Origin of the sequence: Pseudoalteromonas distincta, assembly GCF_005877035.1 — a bacterium.
Lineage (GTDB): Bacteria > Pseudomonadota > Gammaproteobacteria > Enterobacterales > Alteromonadaceae > Pseudoalteromonas > Pseudoalteromonas distincta.
Window position 1 is genome coordinate 242,076 of the sequence record NZ_CP040559.1, and the last position, 21,526, is coordinate 263,601.

Genomic DNA, 21,526 nt, shown 5'->3' on the forward strand with positions numbered 1-21,526 from the left:
ACACTTTATTTACAATGTGGTTTTGTTCGTTATTTTACACTTTTAAAGGTAATAGGCAGCGAATGGTCGTACCTGTGCCTAATATACTGTTAACTTCTATTTTTCCACCGTGATCGCTCACCATAGCGTATACAAGTGTCATACCCATACCGGTGCCTTTTCCAACTTCTTTTGTTGTGTAAAAAGGGTCAAACATATGCGCTATTGTGTCTTCATTCATGCCACAACCGTTATCTTTTATTTCAATACAAATATTTGTGTTGAGTTCAAAAATATTGACTTCAATAATGCAGCCTTTTTCTAAATCTAATTCGCAAGCTTGCCAAGCATTCATTAAAAGATTTACAAAAATCTGATTAATTGACGATAAATTGCACCAAATGAGTGGTAGGGGTTCAAACCGCGTTTTTATTTCGCATAATTTAAGTTTGCTACTCAATAACCTTAAAGCATTATTAGCACCCGTTGTTACATCGGCTAATTGTTTATCTTGAGAAGAGGTGGGGTGGGCAAAGTTTAATAAGTCATGCACTATTTGTTTTATACGTTTAAGTCCTTCAACGCTATCGTTAATTTGTCCCTGCAAATTGTTATAAATCCACGCGTACGGATACTGTAAATTGAGTATATCGATTTCGTGTTTAAAACGGCTCTCTTTAATTTCGTTATTTAAATATTGTTCGTTAAGTTTTAGCAGCGCTACTAGTAAAGGGCTTGCGTTTTGTAGGCTCTCTACGTTACTCATTGCATAGGCAAGTGGGGTATTTATTTCGTGGGCAACGCCTGCGCTCAGTGTACCTAAGGTCGCCATTTTTTCTGTTTGCACAAACAGCATTTGCTGGTGTTCTAAGTCGGCTACTTTTTTTTGTAGTTCATTATTTATGGCAACTAAAACGCTACTTTTATCTTTGAGTAATTGCTCTGCAGCTAAGCGCAGCTTTTGTTCGTTTAAAAAAGCACGTTCAAAATTACCATCTGATCCATCCATTCCCTTCATCCATATAGATAACTTTATACTTAACGTTTAGTCGTCTGTATGCAAATTTGCAACTTTAGTGCAGCCAAGGCCTAATATTATGCATGATATGCATGAGTAATTATCCACTTATTGCTAATAACCCCATTATATAAATACCACTTAACATAAAAGGTAGTCACAAACGCACCATAGAATATTTTTTTAAGCTATTATTTAACCAGAAGTAATTTAAAGGCGACTCAATGACTCAAGTAACACCAAGCACACCAATAAATCAGGTTGATGTACTTTGCATTGATGATGATGAAATAGTACTACGCACGTTAACACGGCTACTTGAAGTAAATGGCCTGTCGGTTATTGTTTGCGATAACCCGCAAAGTGCACTAACGCTTTTTAAAAATCATGAGTTTGGTTTAATTATTAGCGATATGCGTATGCCGGTAATGAACGGTGCCGAGTTTTTAGAAAAAGCGCGTGCGCTGGCACCCGACACTCAACGCATTTTATTAACCGGTTACGCCGACATACAAACTACCTTAGCGGCTGTTAACCAAGGCCAAATAAATGGTTATATTCAAAAGCCTTGGCAAAACGATTTATTACTTCGTAGCATTAGAGATAGCCTAGAAAAATTTGCACTAAAAAAACAAAATCAAAAATTAGAGGCACAAGTTAAAGCGCAAAACCAAGAGTTGCTAGAGCTTAATAATTCGCTTGAGCAACGAGTAGAAAAACGCACTTTACAAATCAAACAGGTTTTAAAAAAGCTTGAAGACGCCAACGAGCGCGAAAAACAAGAGCATAAATCGACCGTAGAGCTGCTATATAATTTTGTTAACGCAAACCCTTACCTAGATGGCAACAAAGCACAAAATATTGCTAATACCTGCACACAAATAGCACTTTACTTAAACTTGTCGCAAAAAAGCATTGATCTTGCCCCTATGGCTGGTTACTTAGCGCAAATAGGCTTGCTTGCTATGGATCCTGATCTATATAAAAAACCAGTTAACCGCTTAAACGAGCAACAACGCAAAACCTTTTATACTCATCCAAGTACTGCACAATTAATGTTAATGCCAGCAATACATTTACATGACTTGTCGGATGCTATTTATTATCAGTTTGAGCGCTTTAACGGAAACGGAATGCCCAAAGGCCTTGCCGGAAACGACATACCTATAGGCGCTATGGTGCTAGGTTTAGCGCGCGACTATTGGGACGCGTTTGAGCAGAGCAATGCTAGTGATGAAAAGCAGCGCCACGATGACGCACTCGAAAGTGTAAAACTTTATAGTGGATCGTTTTATCATCCTAAAATTGTACGTGCACTTGAAGCAAGCCATGCAAAACTACACGAACAAAAAAGTTCAGCAGGATCAGTGCTAATTTGTAACGCCCATGAACTCAAAGAGCAAATGGTACTGGGCCATGCTCTACACAGCCATACGGGCATAATGTTGCTGCCTAAGGGTCATGTATTTGGCAGTAAATCGATAGAAAAACTCCAACAGCTAGAATCGAAAAAACCAGCCCCGTTCAGAATAATGGTGAAAACTGCTAAATGATTGATCTAAACCGCAGTTTTTTTCGTTACAATGTGCATAAAATAGATTATTGAATTTGCTTGAAGGAGCACTCTGTGTCGCGATTTTCTGCGGTTACTGACAACCCCCATGATGGGCGTTTTAACCAAAAAACGGGAATACTGCTAACTAACTTAGGCAGCCCTGATGCACCAACAGCGGCTGCGCTTCGTACATATTTACGCGAATTTTTATCAGATCCACGCATTGTAGAAATACCACGCTTGGTATGGATGATAATTTTACATGGCATTATTTTACGCGTACGCCCTAAACGTTCGGCTAAATTATACGAGAGTATATGGACCGAAAACGGCTCACCGCTTACTCACATCACTCGCCAGCAAAGCGTAAAGCTAAATATCTTATTAAAAGAGCAAGGTTATACCAATACTGAAGTAGTAATGGCAATGCGTTATGGCAACCCTTCAATAGAGGCAGGCCTTGAAGAGCTTCGTGATAAAGGCTTAACGCGTATAATTATTTTACCAATGTACCCGCAATATTCTAGCCCAACTACGGGTTCTACGTTTGATGCTGTATCGAGCGTACTGCGAAAATGGCGCTGGGTGCCAGAACTACATTTTATAAATGGCTATCATAAAAACACCCGTTACATTGAGTCGCTTGCTAATAGTATTAGTGAGGATTTAGAAGCGAATGGTATGCCACAAAAAATTGTTTTTTCGTATCACGGTATGCCTAAATTGTTTTTAGATCGCGGCGATCCGTACCATTGCCTATGTTTACAAACCACGCGTTTAGTTGTCGAAAAACTAGGCCTTGATAAAGACAAAGTAATTAGTACTTTTCAAAGTCGATTTGGTAAAGCAGAGTGGTTAAAGCCTTATACCGACGCAACTCTTGCAGCCTTACCTGATGAAGGTATTACCGATGTAGCTATTATAAGTCCTGCTTTTAGCGCCGACTGCCTAGAAACACTTGAAGAGCTAGAAGGTGAAAACCGTGAAATATTCGAAAACGCAGGCGGCGAAAAATACCGTTACATAGCGGCACTAAACGACAGAGACGACCATATAGAAGCTGTGTTTGATGTTATAAAACCTATGTTGTAACCCAAGCTTACTAAAGCTAAATATATTACGCATTAAGCGGTGTTAAAATTAACACCGCTTTTTTGTTTTTAGGGCTTTTAAAATTTTGTTGTAGAGGGGCAGCCATGGCAGCATGTAAAAACGTAGTTTTTAGGTGAGTAAATAATCAAAAGCTGTGCTTCTCGTGCAAGAAAGTGCTCTACAAGTCATACTCTTAAACTTTGGTATAAACACCTGTAGACGTGCAGCTTGCTGGCGTTTAAAAGCAACGCTTTTACAAAATTGTTAAGCTACATATGTATCAAACCCTATACACAAAACAAGGAGAAGCTACGCTTCTAACGTGAGCAAGCTCTACATCTACAAAACAACGTATTACGTCAAATTCGATACAATGCTTACCGTAGACGCGCAGCTTTTTAATAATAATTAAAATAAATAAAAATGTACGTTTGAGGGGAGGCAATACCTAAGCAACAGCAATTAAACGCTATCGCTTAAAGTATAAATCAATCGCTTTTGTGAGGAGCTCGTCGAGTTGTTCTTCAAATTCTTCAATATTAATATCAAAGTGCTTTAAGTAAGCCCGAGCTTGAGCAAGTGATAAATTACGGCTGTTAACGCTGTATTGTCGCTCGTCTATGGTTTTATCGTAACGTGGTAAAAATACAAATTGGCCATAAAAGGGGGATTTAATATGCTTGTTTGCAAAACGACAAAAATCTTCAATATGCTCAGCACCCTTAGGTCCAAGGCAACCTGGCTCAATGCGATACATTAAGCGAATTTTTTTGTCGTCATTTATTTGCATTTAAAGCCTTTATCTAAAAAACAGTACGCGTACTATTTTCCCATCTTTAATTTGATAACTCGAAATAAGCTCTGAGCGTTTATCAACTACGTTTTCGTCAGTTGAACAAGTTTCTGAAAGTTCGTGATCAATCACTATATCACCGTGCACTATGCGCTTAATTGGTGATGAGTGAATACACTTTAACTTTTTAAACATTAGCCCATAACGTTCTATTAGTTTTTCTTTACCTTTAAATAATAGCTCATTAGGGAAAATATAAAACTCAACATCTTCGGCATATACACGAAGAAACTCTTCAATGTTACGTGCGTTATATGCTTTAACTAGCTGCTCTACCACAGCAAGTGATTCGCGCGATTGTTTAGCTTTAGTTTGCTGCTTAACTGTAAGTGCTTCTTTTGCTTGCGTTACTGCTTTTTCAGCTTCGGCTACAGCCACTGCTTTTTCTATTTTATTTTTAGGCTTTTCAGCAGGTTTAATTTGCTCGTTACCTAATACTTTTGAATCGTCTGGTTTAGTCGCATCAATTGTTGGCTTTTTAAGCTCTGGCGCTTTGTATTCAAGCGTATTTACTTTGTCGTCAGTGTTGGTTTGAGTTACTGATTGCTCATTTTCAACTTTTGGCTTTTCAACGCTTGTTTGAGTTTCAACTTGCGGCTCTTTTTTCTCAGGCTCGCTTTGCTCTGCGGCATAAGTAATTAGCGCAACGGTAGTGACTAATGAGGCTAAAATAATAGATAACGGTTTCATAACTTTCCTAAAATGAACACTAAATACGTGTAATACCAATTACATTAAATAGGCGATCTATTATAGCGTTAAAAAATAGCACAATAACAACGCGAAAATTGTGACATATAGTTGTTCTATATGAATAACTTTTAACGCAGTTAGTGAGTTATTCAATGCGATAGAATGACCATATTTTTGATAAAATTGGTATAAGGGTGCAACATAGCAAATTTTAACGTTATCGGGTAGTTAATACCACCACTGAAGCCTACCAGTACTGCTCTACCGTAATATTGCCGGGGTTTTTACGGCGGTTACGCGTAAAGTTTTTATCGAGAAGTAGCGCGGTTGTGTCTTTTACCATTTGTGGATTTCCGCAAATCATAAATTGCGCGTTACTAGGCTTTGGGTTTAACTTTACATGTTCAAACAAGCGGTTGCTCTCAATTGCGTTAGTAATTCGCCCACTTAAGCCTTGTAATGGCTCCTCTCTACTTACAACCGGAATATAGTTGAGTTGTGCTGGGTACACTCTTAATAGCTCGTTAATAAGTGCCTGATAGCTTAAGTCGTTATTAAAACGTACGCCATGCACTAAATTTATAGTTTTGTATTTTTTCCATACATCGGGCTGTTGTAATATCGATAAAAAAGGCCCTATGGCAGTGCCAGTCCCTAACATCCAAAGCTGATCACTTTGTGGTATTTCATCAAGGGTAAAAAAGCCGGTTGCGTGTTGTTCTATTAATACTGTGTCGCCAGGTTGTAAGGTAGCTAAACGAGGAGAGAGCAAACCGTCAATTACGTTAATAAGATAAAATTCGAGATCGGGGTTTTCAGGGGCATTCACATATGAATAAGCCCGAGCAATACGTTTGTCGCCATCCATTATTGAAAGCTTTGTAAATTGGCCAGCTTTAAACGGCTCTACGTTTGCATTAACGGTTAAGCTAAAGAGTGTTTCGCTCCACCACGTGACATTTTTTACTGTTGCTTCAACCCAATTAGACATAGTTACCTCTTGGTTTAGCTATTAAAGTTTTAAATAATTCACTCCATCAACATTAGCATTAAGTGACAAAGACTTACAGGAGAATATGACTAGATTTAAAGCAGTGATGAGTCCAGAATTTACCAATAAAATAATGTAAATAATCAGCTCTGCGATAAGAGCCATTAATTGCATAAGGGAAAGCGAAGCCGCAGTAACTAAGAAAAATTAAGTCAAAAAACAGTGTTTTTTATTTTATCACTTACTTTAAAAGCGCTGCGTCTTATATCACCATTAGTGAACTATTTACTTGAAAAACTATTGCACTAGGAGAAGCCAAAGAGGAGTAAATGAGAAGAGCCAAGCCAGAAAACGAGTATTTTATCACTGACTCTAAAAGCGTAGCGCCTCTTAACCTCTTAGTGAATTATTTATTTAAGCCTTTATTAATTAATTTTATAGTTAAACTCAAATTCCAGACATAAAAAAACGGCGCTAAATTTAGCACCGCTTTATAAGCAATAAGAAAAAGGTTACGCTTTTTTCTCTTCACAACTTGCTAGGTATTCGTCAAACGTACCTTGGAAGTCGATTACTTTTTTATCTTTAATATCAATGATACGTGTAGCTAATGACGAAACAAACTCACGGTCATGGCTTACAAAAATAAGCGTACCTTGGAAATCTTTTAACGCGTTATTAAGCGCTTCAATGGCTTCCATATCCATGTGGTTAGTTGGTTCGTCCATAACAAGCACGTTAACGTCTTGCATCATTAACTTACCAAATAACAGGCGGTTTTTTTCACCACCAGAACAGTTACGCGCTTTTTTGTTTGAATCGTCAGCTGTAAACAACAAACGGCCTAACATGCCACGAACCATTAAATCGTTGTGCTTAGCTGTACGCCATTGCGACATCCAATCAAACAACGTTAAATCGTTATCAAAATCTTTAGTGCTGTCTTGCGGGCAATAACCAAAGCTCGCATTTTCAGACCATTTAATTTCGCCTTCGTTACTTTTAAGCTCGTCTACTAAACAGCGTAAAAATGTAGTTTTACCCACACCATTTTCGCCAATTACAGCAAGCTTAGCGCCAGCTTCAAGTAAAAAGTCGCCGCCGCTAAATAACGTTTCGCCATCAAAACCATGGCCAAGCTTATTAACTTCAAGCGCCTGACGATACATTTTTTTACCTTCGTCAAACGAAAGCGATGGACTCATACGGCTTGAAGATTTAACTTCATCAAGCTTAATCTTATCCATTTTTTTAGCACGCGAACTTGCTTGTTTGGCTTTTGAAGCGTTAGCACCAAAACGGTTAACAAAGTCTTGTAGCTCGTCAATTTCAGCGCTCTTTTTAGCGTTTTCAGCTAAAAGTTGCTCGCGTTGTAAGCCCGCAGCTTCTAAAAATTTCTCATAGTTACCAGGGTAAATACGCAGCTCACCGTAATCAATATCGGCCATGTGTGTACATACCGAGTTTAAAAAGTGACGGTCATGCGAAATAATAATCATCGTACATTTACGTTTGTTAAGCTCGTTAGCAAGCCACGTAATTGTATGAATATCCAAGTTATTGGTAGGCTCATCAAGTAGTAAAATGTCAGGGTTTGCAAATAACGCTTGTGCTAAAAGCACACGTAGTTTCCAACCTGGAGCAACGTTTGCCATTAAACCGTAATGAAATTCTTTATCGATACCCGCTTCAAGCAAAATTTCTTCAGCGCGGCTTTCTGCCGTGTAACCGTCCATTTCAGCAAATACACTTTCAAGATCGGCAACTTTCATACCGTCTTCTTCGCTCATTTCTGGTAACGAGTAAATACGTTCGCGTTCTTGCTTTACTTTCCAAAGCTCCACGTCGCCCATAATTACCGCGTCTACAACGCTGTATTGCTCAAAAGCAAACTGGTCTTGGCTTAGGTTACCTACTTTTAACCCTGGAGTAATAGATACATTACCCGCACTTGGAACAAGCGCACCGCTTAAAATTTTCATGAAAGTCGACTTGCCGCAGCCGTTAGCGCCAATTAAACCGTAACGGTTACCGTTACCAAATTTAGCTGAAATGTTTTCAAACAACGGCTCTGCGCCAAACTGCATCGTAATATTTGCGGTGGAGATCAAAAAAGGTAATCCTAGATTAGTACTGACAGGAGTACGCTGCAGCAAAACGCCACAAACAAGAACCAGACAATAGGGTAAATTAGCTGGCGAATTATACAGATCAGCCACAACGAATGAAAGATAAAAGGCAGCTAATTTATAACCAAGTAAAAATAACGGCAATTCTCGGTTTTAAGTCACTATTTTTAACGTATGTAGCGTTGAATGTACTTACAGCCACAATGTAAATAATTACTAATGCCAAGCAATATTAAAGAGGGGGCGCCAAATAGCTAAGTTATTAGCTATGTTTTAATGCATAGGTTGGTAAATTGACTTTATAGCCGCCTCATTTTTGGTAATTAACTGATTAACAGTCGCCACGTCATCAAGTGTTAGCGACTCCTTGCTTAGCATAAAGTGCACATTGTTAACGTTAATCGGTGTAATAGTTTTTACCTGCGAAATTGAAGAGTGTTTTTTCACAAAGTACTGCGCAACCACCGAGTCTTCAATAACATAGTCGATTCGTTTTTTATCTAACATGCTAAATCGATTATTTGCTTGAGCAGTAAGCACGACCTGTTTTGAATATTTGGTTTTGAGTTGTTCAAGCTCATCACCAAAAAAGCTTCCTCGGTTAATACCTGCTGTAAAATCTTGACTAAAAAGATCAGCTAAGCTGGTTACATCAGCCGAATCTTTATGTTTATAAAGCAGCATTATTTCTTCGCGATAAGGCAAACTAAAGTGCGCATATTGAGCACGTTGATCTGTATAACTTGCCGCGTAGGTTATATCTACTCGACCATTTTTAAGCTCAGCTTGAACACGCGAAAAACTAGGGAAATAAGTCCATTTAATACAAAATTTTGAATTTTTAAAAATAGCCCTAACAGCATCCACTTCTGTGCCTAAAAATGTATCACCTTGTTTTACAAGATAAGGCGGCCAATTAGTTTCGTTAGTGCCCATTACCAATGTTTTAGTGCACGCAAGGGCGTTAAACTGAGTAAATAGCAGCGTTGTAAACGCTAAAAATAAAGTTTTCATTACGCTCCTACTATTCAAACAGCGCTTTTAGTGCTGTTTTGTTTTTATTTATGTGCTCATTAATTATTGCAAGCTCACTAACCGACACCGTTTGTTTGCTAAACATTAAATAAATATCGTCTTTATTTACATGCTCAATGTCGGTTACTAATTTGATATTTGAACCTTTTTTGCCAAAATAAGCACCCACTAGCTCGTCTTCAATAGCAAAATCAATACGTTGTTTATTAAGCATTTCAAAGCGTTTACTGGTTGCACTGGTGTATTCAATCTGCTTTTTATATTTAGTTTTATATTGCTCAAACTCCTCGCCGTAATAGCTTCCAAAGTTAGCGCCAACAATAAAGCCTTGTTTAAAAATGTCTTCGAGGTTTTTAACGCTATGCTGATTATTTTTGTTTTCGTATAAGCGCATAACCTCAGTTCGGTAGTTATCACTAAAGTGCACATATTTAGCGCGTTCATCTGTATAACTTGCAGCCCACCCTAAATCAATACGGCCGTATTTAAGCTCAATAAAAGCCCGCTTAGAATTTGGCAGTAACTTAACTTCAAAACAAAAAGGGGAGTCAGCAAATATAATGTTGAGTGCATCAACCTCAGAGCCTTGCAGCTTACCGTTAATGCCCATTACATAAGGCGGCCAAAAAGCATCGTGCGATGCCACGCTAAAGGTTCTTTCACAAGCAAATACATTAAATGGAGCCGTAAACAGCAAACATAAAAATACGGTAATTAATTTATTCATTACGCCTCATAGTTATTATTTTGCTCATTATTACAACAGTATAAACCAGCTTTTGTATTTTAGCGGCACGGGTTTGTTCAAATGTGTAAATAAATCGTTAAAAATCAATTTAAGGATAAAACAACCGAACTAACGTTGTTGGTAACCTTATCTATGGGTACACTAATAATAAATTTATACATAGCAGGGCACGTTATGTCGCCAACTAAAATTCGCAACAATGTTATAAAACTCAGTGAATTAAGCACTAAACAACCAAACTACTATTTTATACAAGGTTATTTAATGGGGTTAGGTGCATTACCCCAAATGCTTCCCCCAAGCGAGTGGCAACCTGATTTATTTGGAGATATTAACCTTCAAAAAGAGAGCGAGATAAAATACCTCGAAAGCTTAATGGCGTTGTATAACTAAAGCATGGATAAAGTAATTCAAAACGAATTAAAAATGCCAGCAAAATGCAGCCTATCTAAGCAAGACTATCGGGATTCACTAAAGCCGAACATGCCCCTACCAAGTTACTGTAAAGGGGTTTTACAGGCGCTTAAAAATATAAATAAACGTATGCTTGATGCAGGGCAAAAGCAGGCTCTTAATAATCTAAGCAGCGTTTTAAAAGCATTTTCTAATGAAAAAGCAGCAACAAAAGAATTTGGTGAATTTGCCCAATATAACGCCCAAGAATATAAACGTAATTATGTGTATTTTATGGCCGACGCTATTTTTGAACTTCGATTTAGTAACGACCTAACTTTAAGTGATGAAGATGAGGCTGAATTTAACAACAGCTTTTTAGACGAAGAACCGGATGAATTAGATGAGCTTGATGAATTACTTGAACTGGTACTTGCCGACACCGAGCTAAAAGCACTTGAGCCAATACAAATGTTGCTAGACATAATGGAAAGTGGGCTCATAACAAAGCAATTTATTAAAGACAACACTGGGCACTTTTGGGGCTTGCACGAAACCCGCCCTTATATGATGCTTCGCGCGCATCGAGCAAAAATACATGCGCTGCATGGTTATACCCAAAAAGCGCAGTCAGAACTCGAAGCGTTATTAACGCTAAACCCAAACGACAATCAAGCAAACCGCTTTTTATTAATGAACTGCCTAATCATCAATAAACAATGGGACAAGTTGGATGCTCTATTGGCCGACTTTGATTTTCAAGAACTACACACAACAGCAAGCCGTGCGCTAAGTGCTTTTGTAAAGCATGGTGATTCAAAACCCGCTAACGATTACAAAAAAATCCTCCAGCAGCAAAATAAACACTTTACCAAAATACTTACAGGGCAAGAAAAACTAAAAGAACAACAATCGCCATACTTCAGCCCAGGCAGTAAAGAAGAAGTCGCTGTTTATCTTGATTCGTTAGGTAAGCAGGCGTGGATTTCGGTGCCTGCGAGTCTTTTTTGGTTGAGAAAAAAGTAACGAAAAACGTTTAGCGTGATTTATATCGCGCTCAGTGCTCAACATAAGCACTTAATAATAACAGCGTATTAATTTAAAAATTTCTACTTATTAAGCCTATATTTAATGCGCCTGTTCCTGTAGATTAAACAAATAATGAATGCAGTATTAACAGTGCCTTAGCTGTTAAACGATTAGCCAAGGAGCGGTGAGTCTCGTGTCAAACACCACACTTACTTATTACAACCAAAATGCCAAAGCTTTTAGCGACTCAACACTTAACGTTGATATGTCGGCGCTTTATGCTGAGTTTTTACCGCACGTTGCACAGCACGGGAGTATTTTAGATGCAGGTTGTGGCAGTGCGCGCGATGCCGCATTCTTTAAAGCACAGGGTTTTACTGTAAGTGCGTTTGATGCAAGCCCAAAGCTTGCTGAGTTGGCAAGCAGTTACTTACAACAACCTGTAGCGGTTAAAACATTCCAACAGCTAAATTGTGTAAATAAATACGACGGTATTTGGTGCTGCGCTAGTTTATTACACGTTCCAAAAGCTGAGTTACCGGAGGTGTTTTTAAACCTACAAAATGCGCTTAAACCGAATGGCGTTTTGTATGTATCGTTTAAATATGGCGATACAGAGCGTGTGCATAATGGTCGTGAATTTACCGATTTAAACGAAAATGCTTTAACGCATTTACTTAGCAATACGCAGTTAAAAGCTATTAAACAATGGCAAAGCGTTGATCAGCGCCCAGAGCGCGAAAGTGAAGTGTGGCTAAATGCGCTTATTAAAGTAGTGCACGTTTTATGATTGGAGCAATGCAGCAACAGCTCGACTTTATAGCATATATTCAGCGAATGTTAGTTGAAGGTGAATTCACAGCTACTTATAAATATGCATTGTTACATGCAATTGCTGATGTGTGTGTAGAGCATAAAAATAGTAATCCCGATGCTCCAATGGAAATTGAAATCGACACTTTGGTTGATAAGTTTATTCAACTGTATTGGAATCATTCAGTGCCATATGCATTGGGCACAACAGATATAATAACCAATGCCGAAGATATGTTACTTAAGCAAAATAGCTTAGGCCAAGCAAAGTTCATTACCGAGATATTTAAGCTGCAAAATGCAGGTATTAAAAGTTATAACGCATTCAAAAATCATCAGCATTACAGCAAAGTAATAAGCTCATTACGGCGTACATTTATTGATGGGCCTCTTTGGCGCTTGCAGTTACTTTCGGGAAAAGAAGAGTGCTTTTTATATCCTCATACACTTTTAGGTAAAGGCAGAGAGCCAAAGCGAATTGTTTTAAATGTAGGTATTGCTCAGTGCTTTAGGCGTTTTTACGATTTGGTTGTGCATCTTAGTGTTACTGAATGGGTAGAAAAAGTACAAACAATAAAAGCGAACCAAACGCTATTAGGATCGCAAAGCCAGCTACAAGAATTTTTGTTTGGTACTAACAGAACTGCTTTAAAAGTAGTTGCGCCGCTGCTTATTGATATTCAAAAAGGGCTTTGCTTTTATTGCCAAAAGCCAATGAACCTAAAAAACGAAAAAGAAACTAAAAAAACACCAGAGGTCGACCATTTTATTCCGTTTAAGCGCTATCCAAACGACTTAGCACATAACTTTGTTGCTGCGCATGCTGATTGTAATAACAATAAGCGAGACCACCTCGCAGCATTCGCTCACCGCGACCGCTGGCTAGAACAAAACCTCGATACGCATAAAGCCGAAATTGCCAATAAACTCCAACCTTACTTTTATTGTGATTCAGATAAGTCACTTGCAGTCAGTAATTGGGCATATCAGGTTGCGCAGGCTAACAGTGCAAAGTTATGGGTAAAGAAAGGTTATTTTGAAGAGGCGGCTGGTTTTAAATATCAGCAACCAAGTACAGGGCTGGATTTAGTGGCGGAAGAAAAGCCAAGGTATGACGTGTAATACAGAATTTGTAGTTCGTGCTGTAGGTGGGAGTTTATCTCGCGCTTTGGGTTGTAGGCGCAGAGCTTGCTCGCGCGAAAAGCGAAGCTTTTAAACTTCGATGTAATTAATGTGTAGGTGCGATTTTATATCGCGCTCATAAATTGGTGTTTTGATGTGGGTTAAAGGATTTAAAAACCTCTATTCGAGGTTATATCGCGTTGGCGATGGCAACCAAAGGGCGGCTGCCGCCGACCGGCCTTTGGAATCCCACGGCGCACCCGAGGATCACACTGTGTCCTCAAGTTAAAAATTGATGTGAATGTAAGCGCCGTGTATTCGCCATCCATGGCGAAGTCACGGCTTAACTTGCATCCATGCAAGTGATTACTCATCAATTTATAACTTTCGAGTGTGATCCGGGGAATTGGAGTGTTTTGGTAGATTAGTGTATGTACATGCTTGATTGGTTTTTATCACGGTAGACTAAAAAATAATATAAATGACTTAGGGCTTATAGTAGTAAAACTTTATGAGAAAACATTCTATTGCAGGTAGCTTTGAAGATGTTACCCCAAATCCTGAATATTTAATTAAATCGATTTCCGAACAAGGTTATAGCTTTGAAGCTGCTATAGCTGATTTGATCGATAATTCTATTTCTGCTGAGGCTGACAAAATAGAAATCTTAATTGATACAGAAAGTGAGCCATTTAAACTATATCTTGCAGATAATGGTAAAGGGATGAATGAAGACCAATTAAAAAATTGTATGAAATTTCCTAGCCAATCACCTGATGTAAACCGACTTGATGAAGATCTCGGGCGATTTGGTTTAGGAATGAAAACAGCTTCCTTCTCCCAGACTAGAAAATTTACAACCATATCAAGACCTAAAGGAGAGTTCCCATTTTCTGCTAGAACTTGGGATTTGGAGATACTTAAAAACAACAAATGGAACCTGTTAATTAACTCCTATGAAGATGTTGCCGATATTTTAGAACAGTATAGAAGTATTAGTCATTCACGTATCAATGCAATTCCCGACTTTGAAGCTAATACAATTATTGTTTGGGAAGGTTTGTACAAATTTGAGCAGTATCTAGAAGAAAAAAACCGTGAAAATGCACTATTTAAAGAAATAGATATAATTTCGGATCACTTGAGTTTAGTTTTTCACCGTTTTATGGAGAAGCAGGGTAAAAGTCTTCAAATTAGAATTAACAATCAAGTCTTAAAACCATTTAACCCATTTCCAACTAAAGAGAATGATTTTAGATCTTTAGAGTTTAGAAAAAGAAAGTTTGGGGATGATTCTATTAAGATAGAAGGATTTATCTTGCCTTCCAGAAGTATCAAAGAAACTAATCAAGGACTGTCTATATGGGCTACAAAAAATCGTAGCCTAATGGATATGGAGGGCATATATATATACAGAGCAAACAGGTTAATCTTGTTTGGTGGCTGGAACGGGTTAATAAAAAAGGCACCTCGCCTTCAATTAGCTCGATTGCAAGTCGAAATAGGTAACAGCGCTGATCACTTGCTTCATTTAAACGTCGCAAAATCACAAGTTATTATTCCACATGAATTAAAGAATGCTTTCCAAGGTTACATAAATGACTTGAAGCAAGAAGCAGAAAAAGAGTTTTATAATCGTGGGATTAGGCAGTTCAATGAACCAAAAAATACTTCCCATGTTCATTTGTTTGAAAGAAGGACTTCAAGTAAAGGTCCTGTGTTAGAAATTAATAAAGAATTTGAATTAATTAAAAGCTTATTCTCTGAATTAGACAACCGGCAATCAGCAAAGCTTAATATGCTAATCTCTATGGTTAATACCCGCATCAATAAAATAAGAAGTACACATGAGAATCAAGACTTTACTATTTCAAAGAGTCTTTCTGAGGAAGAACTTCTAATCAATATTCAGGATCTAATTATGAGAGGTGTTAATCCTGAGGTGATTTACAAGTTCTTAATTCCAGAGTTAGGCTTTAATGTTGATTCTCTTCCGCAAGCTGTTATAGAAATTTTAAAAGGAGTTAAATAATGTCAGCTCATGAATATGTAGAACAAATAAAAAAGATGATTAATGTATTGGTCTCTGACTTATCAGATACTAATAATATCTTATTGAGTGATTTTGAAGTTATATTTGAAAAAATTAAAGTGAATATACCTGTGATGGCTCCAATGATTGGTTTGCCTATTATTGATGATATTTCTTTAAAAAGTTACTTTGATCTTGCGAGGAAAGAGTATTTATCTATTAATCCAACTCAAATAGATCCTGCTGACTCATTAACTAAAACTAAGAATAAATCTTGGTTAACTTCAGAAAGAAAAGATGCAATTAAGTGGAATTATACCGAACGCTATTTGAGGCTCCTAAAAGATACTGGTCGTTCTGAAAAAATAATAAATGAAACTAGTCGTTCAAGTGAAGATATTGTTAGTAAGCTTGGAGATCCATCATCTTCAGACGAGTTTTACGTAAAAGGGCTCGTTGTAGGTGAAGTTCAGTCTGGTAAAACAGGTAATTTTAATGCCGTAATTAATCGTGCTGTAGACAGTGGCTACGGTTTAATTATTATTTTATCAGGGATAATGGAGGATCTGAGAAGTCAAACCCAGCAAAGGATTGAAAGTGATGTTATTGGTGAAGGTTTAGACGAAGAGTCAGGAAAAAAAGGTAAGAAGGGTGTTGGTAACATAGCTAGATTTGGTCAACTAGGTAACTCCGAAATCAAGCAAGTGGTTTCGGTTACATCTGCTAATTCAGACTTTAAGAAAAGCTTAGTAGACGCTGAGTTCTCCTTAAATCATACTAATATTCTGGTTTGTAAGAAAAATGTAAGTGTTCTGAAAAACCTAATAGTTTGGTTAAGTGATTATGTGGAAAAAGGGAAGGATCAACTTAATATTCCATTTTTGATTATCGATGATGAAGCAGACAATGCGTCTCTAAATAACGAAGGTTCAAAAGGACATGAGTATGCGTCGAAGATAAATGGCCATATTAGAGCCCTTCTATACCTTTTCCATAAAAAGTCTTACCTAGGTTATACCGCTACCCCATTTGCTAATGTCCTTCAAGACAGGAATGAACAGCCGACCAAAGATTGGCCAATAAAATATAAGGATAAAGGTGAGAGCCGAGAAAAATTCTTGAAGCAGGTTGATAATATTTTCCCTGAAGACTTCATCTACTTATTGAATTCACCAAGTAATTATATTGGCGCCAAACAGATCTTTGAAACATTGGAGGTTATTGATAATAAAGCTGAAGGGGAAAAGATCCCTTTAATAGCGTCTCCAGTCGATGACTATATCTCTGAATTTCCAACTAGAGTATTTGGTGAAGACGATCCAATTGGAATAGAAAATTACGCTAGTAAGAAGGAATGGGATGAAAGAGCTAAAAGTGATTTATATTTCAGTAGTTATTCAGAATATAGAGCTGAAACAAGAGCTGCTAAATCTTATGATAATTTTCCTAAAAAATTGCCGCAATCATTAAAAGAGTCTGTCATTTGCTTTATTTTATCAATAGCTATAAGAGAGCAGCGTAAACCTGAGATAATAAGCTCCGCTTTGTACCAGCCTCATCATACAATGCTTATCCATATTTCAAGATTCACACTGTGGCAAAATACGACAAGTTCATTGATAGGAGAATATTTATCTAGTTTAACTAGTGCAATACTAAATGATAATCCAATGTCTAATAATTCCATATATGCCCAAATTGAAAAAGTTTGGTACAAATATTATGCTGAAATTGTAGAGTCAATAAGCAATTACCTGCCATCTCAATATACTGATGAATTCCTAACCCCAATGGTATTTGAGTCGATTAAGGGCTATCTGCCAGAGGCTGTTAATGGTATTGAAGTCAAGGCTATTAATAGCATAACCAAACAAAAGTTAGAGTACTCAAAAGCCTCCCCTAAAAAGTATATTGCAATAGGCGGTAACCGTTTGTCACGGGGGTTTACTTTGGAAGGTCTAACAATCAATTACTTTATTAGAAACACTAATTATTCGGATACGTTACTTCAAATGGGGCGATGGTTTGGCTACCGTCCAGGTTACTTAGATTGTTGTAAGCTTTTTACTACTGAGGACGCAATCCTTAAATATAACCAAACTACCAAGTGCATAGAGGAGCTTGAGCATGAATTTAAGAAAATGTCACGACAGGGCAGTACACCAGAGAATTTTGTATTAAGAGTGAAGAAGCACCCAGGGACTCTAAAAATAACTAGGCCATCAATACTCAGGGGAACCGTCGATGTTAAATGGTCGTATCAAGATCAATTAGAAATGACTACTTTGTTTGATGTCACAAAGAGTAAGATTGATCGGGTATGGAGTAACTTTAAAGAAAATATCGCGCCAAAGTTAAAAAGTGGGTCTTCACTAGGCTTTTTATCTTACGAAGCTACTGGGCAAGATGTAATAAATCTTTTGGAAAGTGAAAATAACTTTTCAATGGAGGATATTTCCACGATGACTCAGTTTATAAAATTATGTAATGAAAATAATAAACTGAATAATTGGAAAATTGCCTTAAAAACTACCGGTTCTGCTAAAGATATGCAAGGTAAAAGGATTATAAAAGCCTCTGAATCAAATTTAGTTTCCGACGTTGAAATGTCAATTAGACGAGGGCCTAATAAAAGCCTTAACCAAGAAACTTACCGTAAACGATTTTTAGAAGAGCACAAGTTTCATATGACAGGGAAAAATGCCAATATCATTTCTTCCTCAAAGGACTTAAGTCTTCGCTTAAATGAATCGACGATAACTCGAGCTGAAAAGCAATTCTATAATGAGAAGATACTAGATATACAAAAGAAAAAGCCGTCATTGTCATTAGAAGAAGCGAAAAAAGAAGTCAAAACTATTCCTGAGCGTGTTTATAGAGAAAGAATGGGCGAAGATGAAGCTATTTTAATCATTTACCTTTTTGACTCTAAGTATTCCTTTAACCAAGAAGAAGGTAAGGATGATACAGATTTTGAGAAATATGTAGAGGCGAACCATATAAACTTAGACACTCCTCTGGTTGGTTTCGCAATAGGCTTTCCTCCAATAGAAAATGACCCTGGGGGCTTCTATGTCAAAGGAGATTATGACATTGAAGAAGATGAACCTTATGAAGAAGATTACTCTATAGATGATTCTGCTTTGCCTGAAGATTTTCAAGAGGAAAGGTTGTAATGAAAGTTGAGCATTTGAATACTAAGTGGGGACAAATCTCTGCTTCTAATATTGTTAAGGGGCATAAATCTTTAAGAATTAATGCTAGTTGTTATTCAGATATGCATTTAGCAATAGATGAACAGGGCAATCACTGTCTTATTTTAATACTGCCTATCGATTATGAATTGAAATTTAAAGTGATAAAAAAAGATAAAATCTCGTTAGAATATTTCTCTGACAAGAACTATGTAGTGATGACTTTATTAGATAGCGAATTTAATGGTTTGTTTGATGATCTAATTTTATCAATTTATAACGCAATTAAATCTATAGAAGAGGTTGAAGTTTATTCAAAAGTATTTATTCAAACTTTCCATCAGTGGGTTTTATTTTTCTCACCGGAGTATTCTACAAAGTTATCTAAAGATGTAATTAAAGGGATTTTGGGTGAACTTATTGTTTTAAGAGAGCTAGTTTTAAATAGCGGATGGAGAGATATTAATGAAGCATTATTGGGTTGGGTCGGCCCATATGATCAGACGCATGACTTTGTTTATTTGGATAAAAATATTGAGGTAAAAACTAAAAACGATAAACAAGTTTCAGTAAGGATCTCAAGCGAACATCAACTTGCTATCGAAGAAGGAAAGAAATTAATTTTGTCAGTAGTGTCAGTTTCAGAAGACTTGATTAATGGAGCTTCACTGAAGATGATAGTTCAAGAGTTAAAGGTATTAACATTCGAAATGTTTGGTGACTTTTCAATCGTTTTGAAAGCACTCCATCAAAAAGGGTTAACGCTGCAGAATTTGAGTTGCTATGACAATTATCGTTTTAAAGCTATGACAATAACAGACTTTAATTGTTTAAATGAAGGTTTTCCAAAGATAACATCAGCGAACCTCCCCTCTAATATTACCAATGTAAAATACGATTTAAACCTAAGTAAAATGTCGAAGTTTACAATACAAGTAAGAGAGCTATAAATGGAAGTTCAAGAGTTATTTAAATATAGACAAGATATTTTAGATGCGTCTAAAGATGAGGACTCATTTATAAGGCAAGAACCAGTGCTGTCTGAATTACTGCCATACATGCTAGATGCTAAAGTTGTCGATTCTGAGGATATCACTCCATCTTATTTTTCCCCCGGACATGACAATATAAAAATTAATGCTTATACCGTTAATGAATCTCAGGAAAGATTACAGTTATTTATTATAGATGAATTATCTTTAGATGAAACAACAGCTGAGCAAGAATTGTGTGTAACGTTAAAGGCTGATTATGAAAGACAATTTAAAAAAGCTATTAAGTTTTTAAATCTTTCTGTAAAGGGGACTTTAAGCGATAAGGTTCAAGATTCTGATGGTGTAGTCAAATCCCTTATTGCTAAAATTAACTCCGTGGAGGGACTTGAGCAATTTGATGTAATTGAAATATTCCTACTCACATTAACTGCAACTGTTTCGAATAAGGGAGAATCAATACAGCTTCGAAAAGTTCATTTCGAAGATGATTATTTGAAAGTTAAGTATGAAAAAAATAATGCTTCGATAACAAAAGATATCCTAATTTTAAAGAAAGTTATTGATTTAAACTTTTTAGCTAACGTAATCGAGTCTCGAGGCAACCGGGAACCACTGACTATTAACTTTACTCGCGATTTCAAAAAACGGATTGAAGTTATTCAAGCCGCAGACGAAAGAAACTTTGCATCATATTTGTGCGTTTTAGATGCTGAAGTCATTTCGGGATTATATAAGCGATACAGTAGCCGTTTATTGGAGAAAAATGTTCGCTCTTTTTTACAGTTTAAAGGTGTAAATAAAGGGATCAAAGAAACGATACGAACCAAGCCAGAACAGTTTATTGCATTTAATAATGGTTTAACTGTTACCGCCACAAATGCAATCATTAAGCCCTATAAAAAATCCCAATACTTAGAGGCTTTGACTGATTTTCAGATAGTTAACGGTGGACAAACAACAGCGTCAATATACTTTTCACATAAAGAGGGATTAGATATAAGTAAAGTTAAGGTGATGGCAAAGATTAATATCGCTAAAGATGTTGCTGAAAATGACTTAGATAATTTAATCTCAAATATTAGTCAGTTTTCCAACACGCAATCTCGTGTATCAAATGTGGATTTACGCTCTAAAAGTCCACAGTTAAGAACCTTAAAGTCGCTAAGCGATAGCGTAATAGCGCCAAGCGGATTTAGATGGTTTTTTGAACGAGCAAAGGGAGAGTTTTTAACTAAAGTTAGACATGCAGGCTCTAATGGCAACCGTCTAAAAAAAGAATTCCCAAGAGAGCGTCGCTTTACAAATATGGAACTAGCGAAGTATTACTCAGCTTGGGGTAACTCACCGCATTTAGTAAAAAAAGGCGGGGAAAAGATTTTTAGGCATTTCATTGAAATGATTGAGTCTGAAGAAGAAGGTAAAGCAAAAATTCAAATAGATAGAGAGTTCTATGAAAAGTTGATTGCTAAAATTATTTTATTTAGACAAATGGAAAAAATTTATGGCCAAGGTAAGAACTCTCTGGGTCAATTACGGGCTGCTGTTATTCCATACACATTATCAGTGTTGTACATTCATACCGATGCCTCAGAATCAGGAAAAAGCTTTAATTTAGAAAGAATATGGAAAGACGAAGGTATTGATTATGAATTACAAGAATATTTAAAAGAGCTCATGATTCTTATGAATGAGTTGATAAAAAAATACTCTGCCAGTGAAGACTTTAATGAATATTCAAAAAAACCTGAATTATGGGAGTCAATTAAGGAATGTGAAGAAATTCAGGGTTTAATGAAGAAAAACAGCACATTATCTATTTTTAAAAAATACACTGTTTCATTATAAGTATGATGTT

At 36.8% G+C, this 21,526-nt stretch carries 17 protein-coding genes; 10 read left to right on the plus strand and 7 right to left on the minus strand.

Annotated elements, in window-relative coordinates:
• Window positions 1-34: 34 nt before the first annotated feature.
• The gene (locus FFU37_RS17825; protein WP_138490166.1) at window positions 35-988 is read right to left on the minus strand and encodes a sensor histidine kinase; all 954 of its coding nucleotides are present in this window, start codon (window positions 986-988) and stop codon (window positions 35-37) included.
• A gap of 233 nt (window positions 989-1,221) precedes the next feature.
• Here FFU37_RS17825 and nosR point away from each other — a divergent pair, with 233 nt between their 5' ends.
• Entirely contained in the window at window positions 1,222-2,550 is a 1,329-nt protein-coding gene (gene nosR, locus FFU37_RS17830; protein WP_138490167.1) for a response regulator c-di-GMP phosphodiesterase, NosR family, read from the plus strand.
• Between the two features lie 74 nt (window positions 2,551-2,624).
• Window positions 2,625-3,644, plus strand: coding sequence for a ferrochelatase (gene hemH / locus FFU37_RS17835; RefSeq protein ID WP_138490168.1), 1,020 nt, complete (start codon window positions 2,625-2,627; stop codon window positions 3,642-3,644).
• A 469-nt stretch (window positions 3,645-4,113) separates the two neighbouring features.
• Here the strand turns inward: hemH and FFU37_RS17840 are convergent, their stop codons facing one another.
• From FFU37_RS17840 to FFU37_RS17865, 6 genes are all read right to left on the minus strand, one after another.
• Entirely contained in the window at window positions 4,114-4,434 is a 321-nt protein-coding gene (locus tag FFU37_RS17840; protein WP_002962108.1) for a hypothetical protein, read from the minus strand.
• Between the two features lie 9 nt (window positions 4,435-4,443).
• On the minus strand, window positions 4,444-5,187 hold the full coding sequence (locus tag FFU37_RS17845) for a nuclear transport factor 2 family protein (protein WP_138490169.1): 744 nt from the start codon (window positions 5,185-5,187) through the stop codon (window positions 4,444-4,446).
• 250 nt (window positions 5,188-5,437) lie between these two features.
• Window positions 5,438-6,181: a ferredoxin--NADP reductase gene (locus FFU37_RS17850; RefSeq protein WP_138490170.1), complete on the minus strand. Its 744-nt coding sequence runs from the start codon at window positions 6,179-6,181 to the stop codon at window positions 5,438-5,440.
• Window positions 6,182-6,693: 512 nt separating this feature from the next.
• Window positions 6,694-8,292 carry an ABC-F family ATPase gene (locus tag FFU37_RS17855; protein WP_076914907.1) on the minus strand — a complete coding sequence of 533 codons (1,599 nt, stop codon included), beginning with the start codon at window positions 8,290-8,292 and terminating at the stop codon, window positions 6,694-6,696.
• A 291-nt stretch (window positions 8,293-8,583) separates the two neighbouring features.
• Window positions 8,584-9,324, minus strand: coding sequence for a substrate-binding periplasmic protein (locus tag FFU37_RS17860; RefSeq protein ID WP_138490171.1), 741 nt, complete (start codon window positions 9,322-9,324; stop codon window positions 8,584-8,586).
• A gap of 10 nt (window positions 9,325-9,334) precedes the next feature.
• Window positions 9,335-10,072 (minus strand): substrate-binding periplasmic protein, encoded by a 738-nt coding sequence (locus tag FFU37_RS17865; RefSeq protein ID WP_138490172.1) that lies wholly within the window; start codon window positions 10,070-10,072, stop codon window positions 9,335-9,337.
• A 195-nt stretch (window positions 10,073-10,267) separates the two neighbouring features.
• Here FFU37_RS17865 and FFU37_RS20450 point away from each other — a divergent pair, with 195 nt between their 5' ends.
• The 8 genes from FFU37_RS20450 to FFU37_RS17900 all read left to right on the plus strand — a co-directional run bounded on the left by FFU37_RS20450 (window position 10,268) and on the right by FFU37_RS17900 (window position 21,516).
• On the plus strand, window positions 10,268-10,486 hold the full coding sequence (locus tag FFU37_RS20450) for a UPF0149 family protein (protein ID WP_239022741.1): 219 nt from the start codon (window positions 10,268-10,270) through the stop codon (window positions 10,484-10,486).
• Between the two features lie 3 nt (window positions 10,487-10,489).
• Window positions 10,490-11,512, plus strand: a complete 1,023-nt coding sequence (locus FFU37_RS17870; RefSeq protein ID WP_239022742.1) for a hypothetical protein — start codon at window positions 10,490-10,492, stop codon at window positions 11,510-11,512.
• Window positions 11,513-11,708: 196 nt separating this feature from the next.
• The gene (locus FFU37_RS17875) at window positions 11,709-12,305 is read left to right on the plus strand and encodes a class I SAM-dependent methyltransferase (RefSeq protein WP_138490173.1); all 597 of its coding nucleotides are present in this window, start codon (window positions 11,709-11,711) and stop codon (window positions 12,303-12,305) included.
• Window positions 12,302-13,450 carry an HNH endonuclease gene (locus tag FFU37_RS17880; protein ID WP_138490174.1) on the plus strand — a complete coding sequence of 383 codons (1,149 nt, stop codon included), beginning with the start codon at window positions 12,302-12,304 and terminating at the stop codon, window positions 13,448-13,450. The genes FFU37_RS17875 and FFU37_RS17880 overlap by 4 nt, the downstream gene beginning before the upstream one ends.
• A 511-nt stretch (window positions 13,451-13,961) precedes the next feature.
• Window positions 13,962-15,482: an ATP-binding protein gene (locus FFU37_RS17885; protein WP_138490175.1), complete on the plus strand. Its 1,521-nt coding sequence runs from the start codon at window positions 13,962-13,964 to the stop codon at window positions 15,480-15,482.
• The gene (locus tag FFU37_RS17890) at window positions 15,482-18,658 is read left to right on the plus strand and encodes a Z1 domain-containing protein (RefSeq protein WP_138490176.1); all 3,177 of its coding nucleotides are present in this window, start codon (window positions 15,482-15,484) and stop codon (window positions 18,656-18,658) included. The genes FFU37_RS17885 and FFU37_RS17890 overlap by 1 nt, the downstream gene beginning before the upstream one ends.
• Window positions 18,658-19,626, plus strand: coding sequence for a PD-(D/E)XK motif protein (locus tag FFU37_RS17895; protein ID WP_138490177.1), 969 nt, complete (start codon window positions 18,658-18,660; stop codon window positions 19,624-19,626). The genes FFU37_RS17890 and FFU37_RS17895 overlap by 1 nt, the downstream gene beginning before the upstream one ends.
• On the plus strand, window positions 19,627-21,516 hold the full coding sequence (locus FFU37_RS17900; protein ID WP_239022743.1) for an AIPR family protein: 1,890 nt from the start codon (window positions 19,627-19,629) through the stop codon (window positions 21,514-21,516). It abuts the gene before it with no gap.
• The last annotated feature ends 10 nt before the right edge of the window (window positions 21,517-21,526 follow it).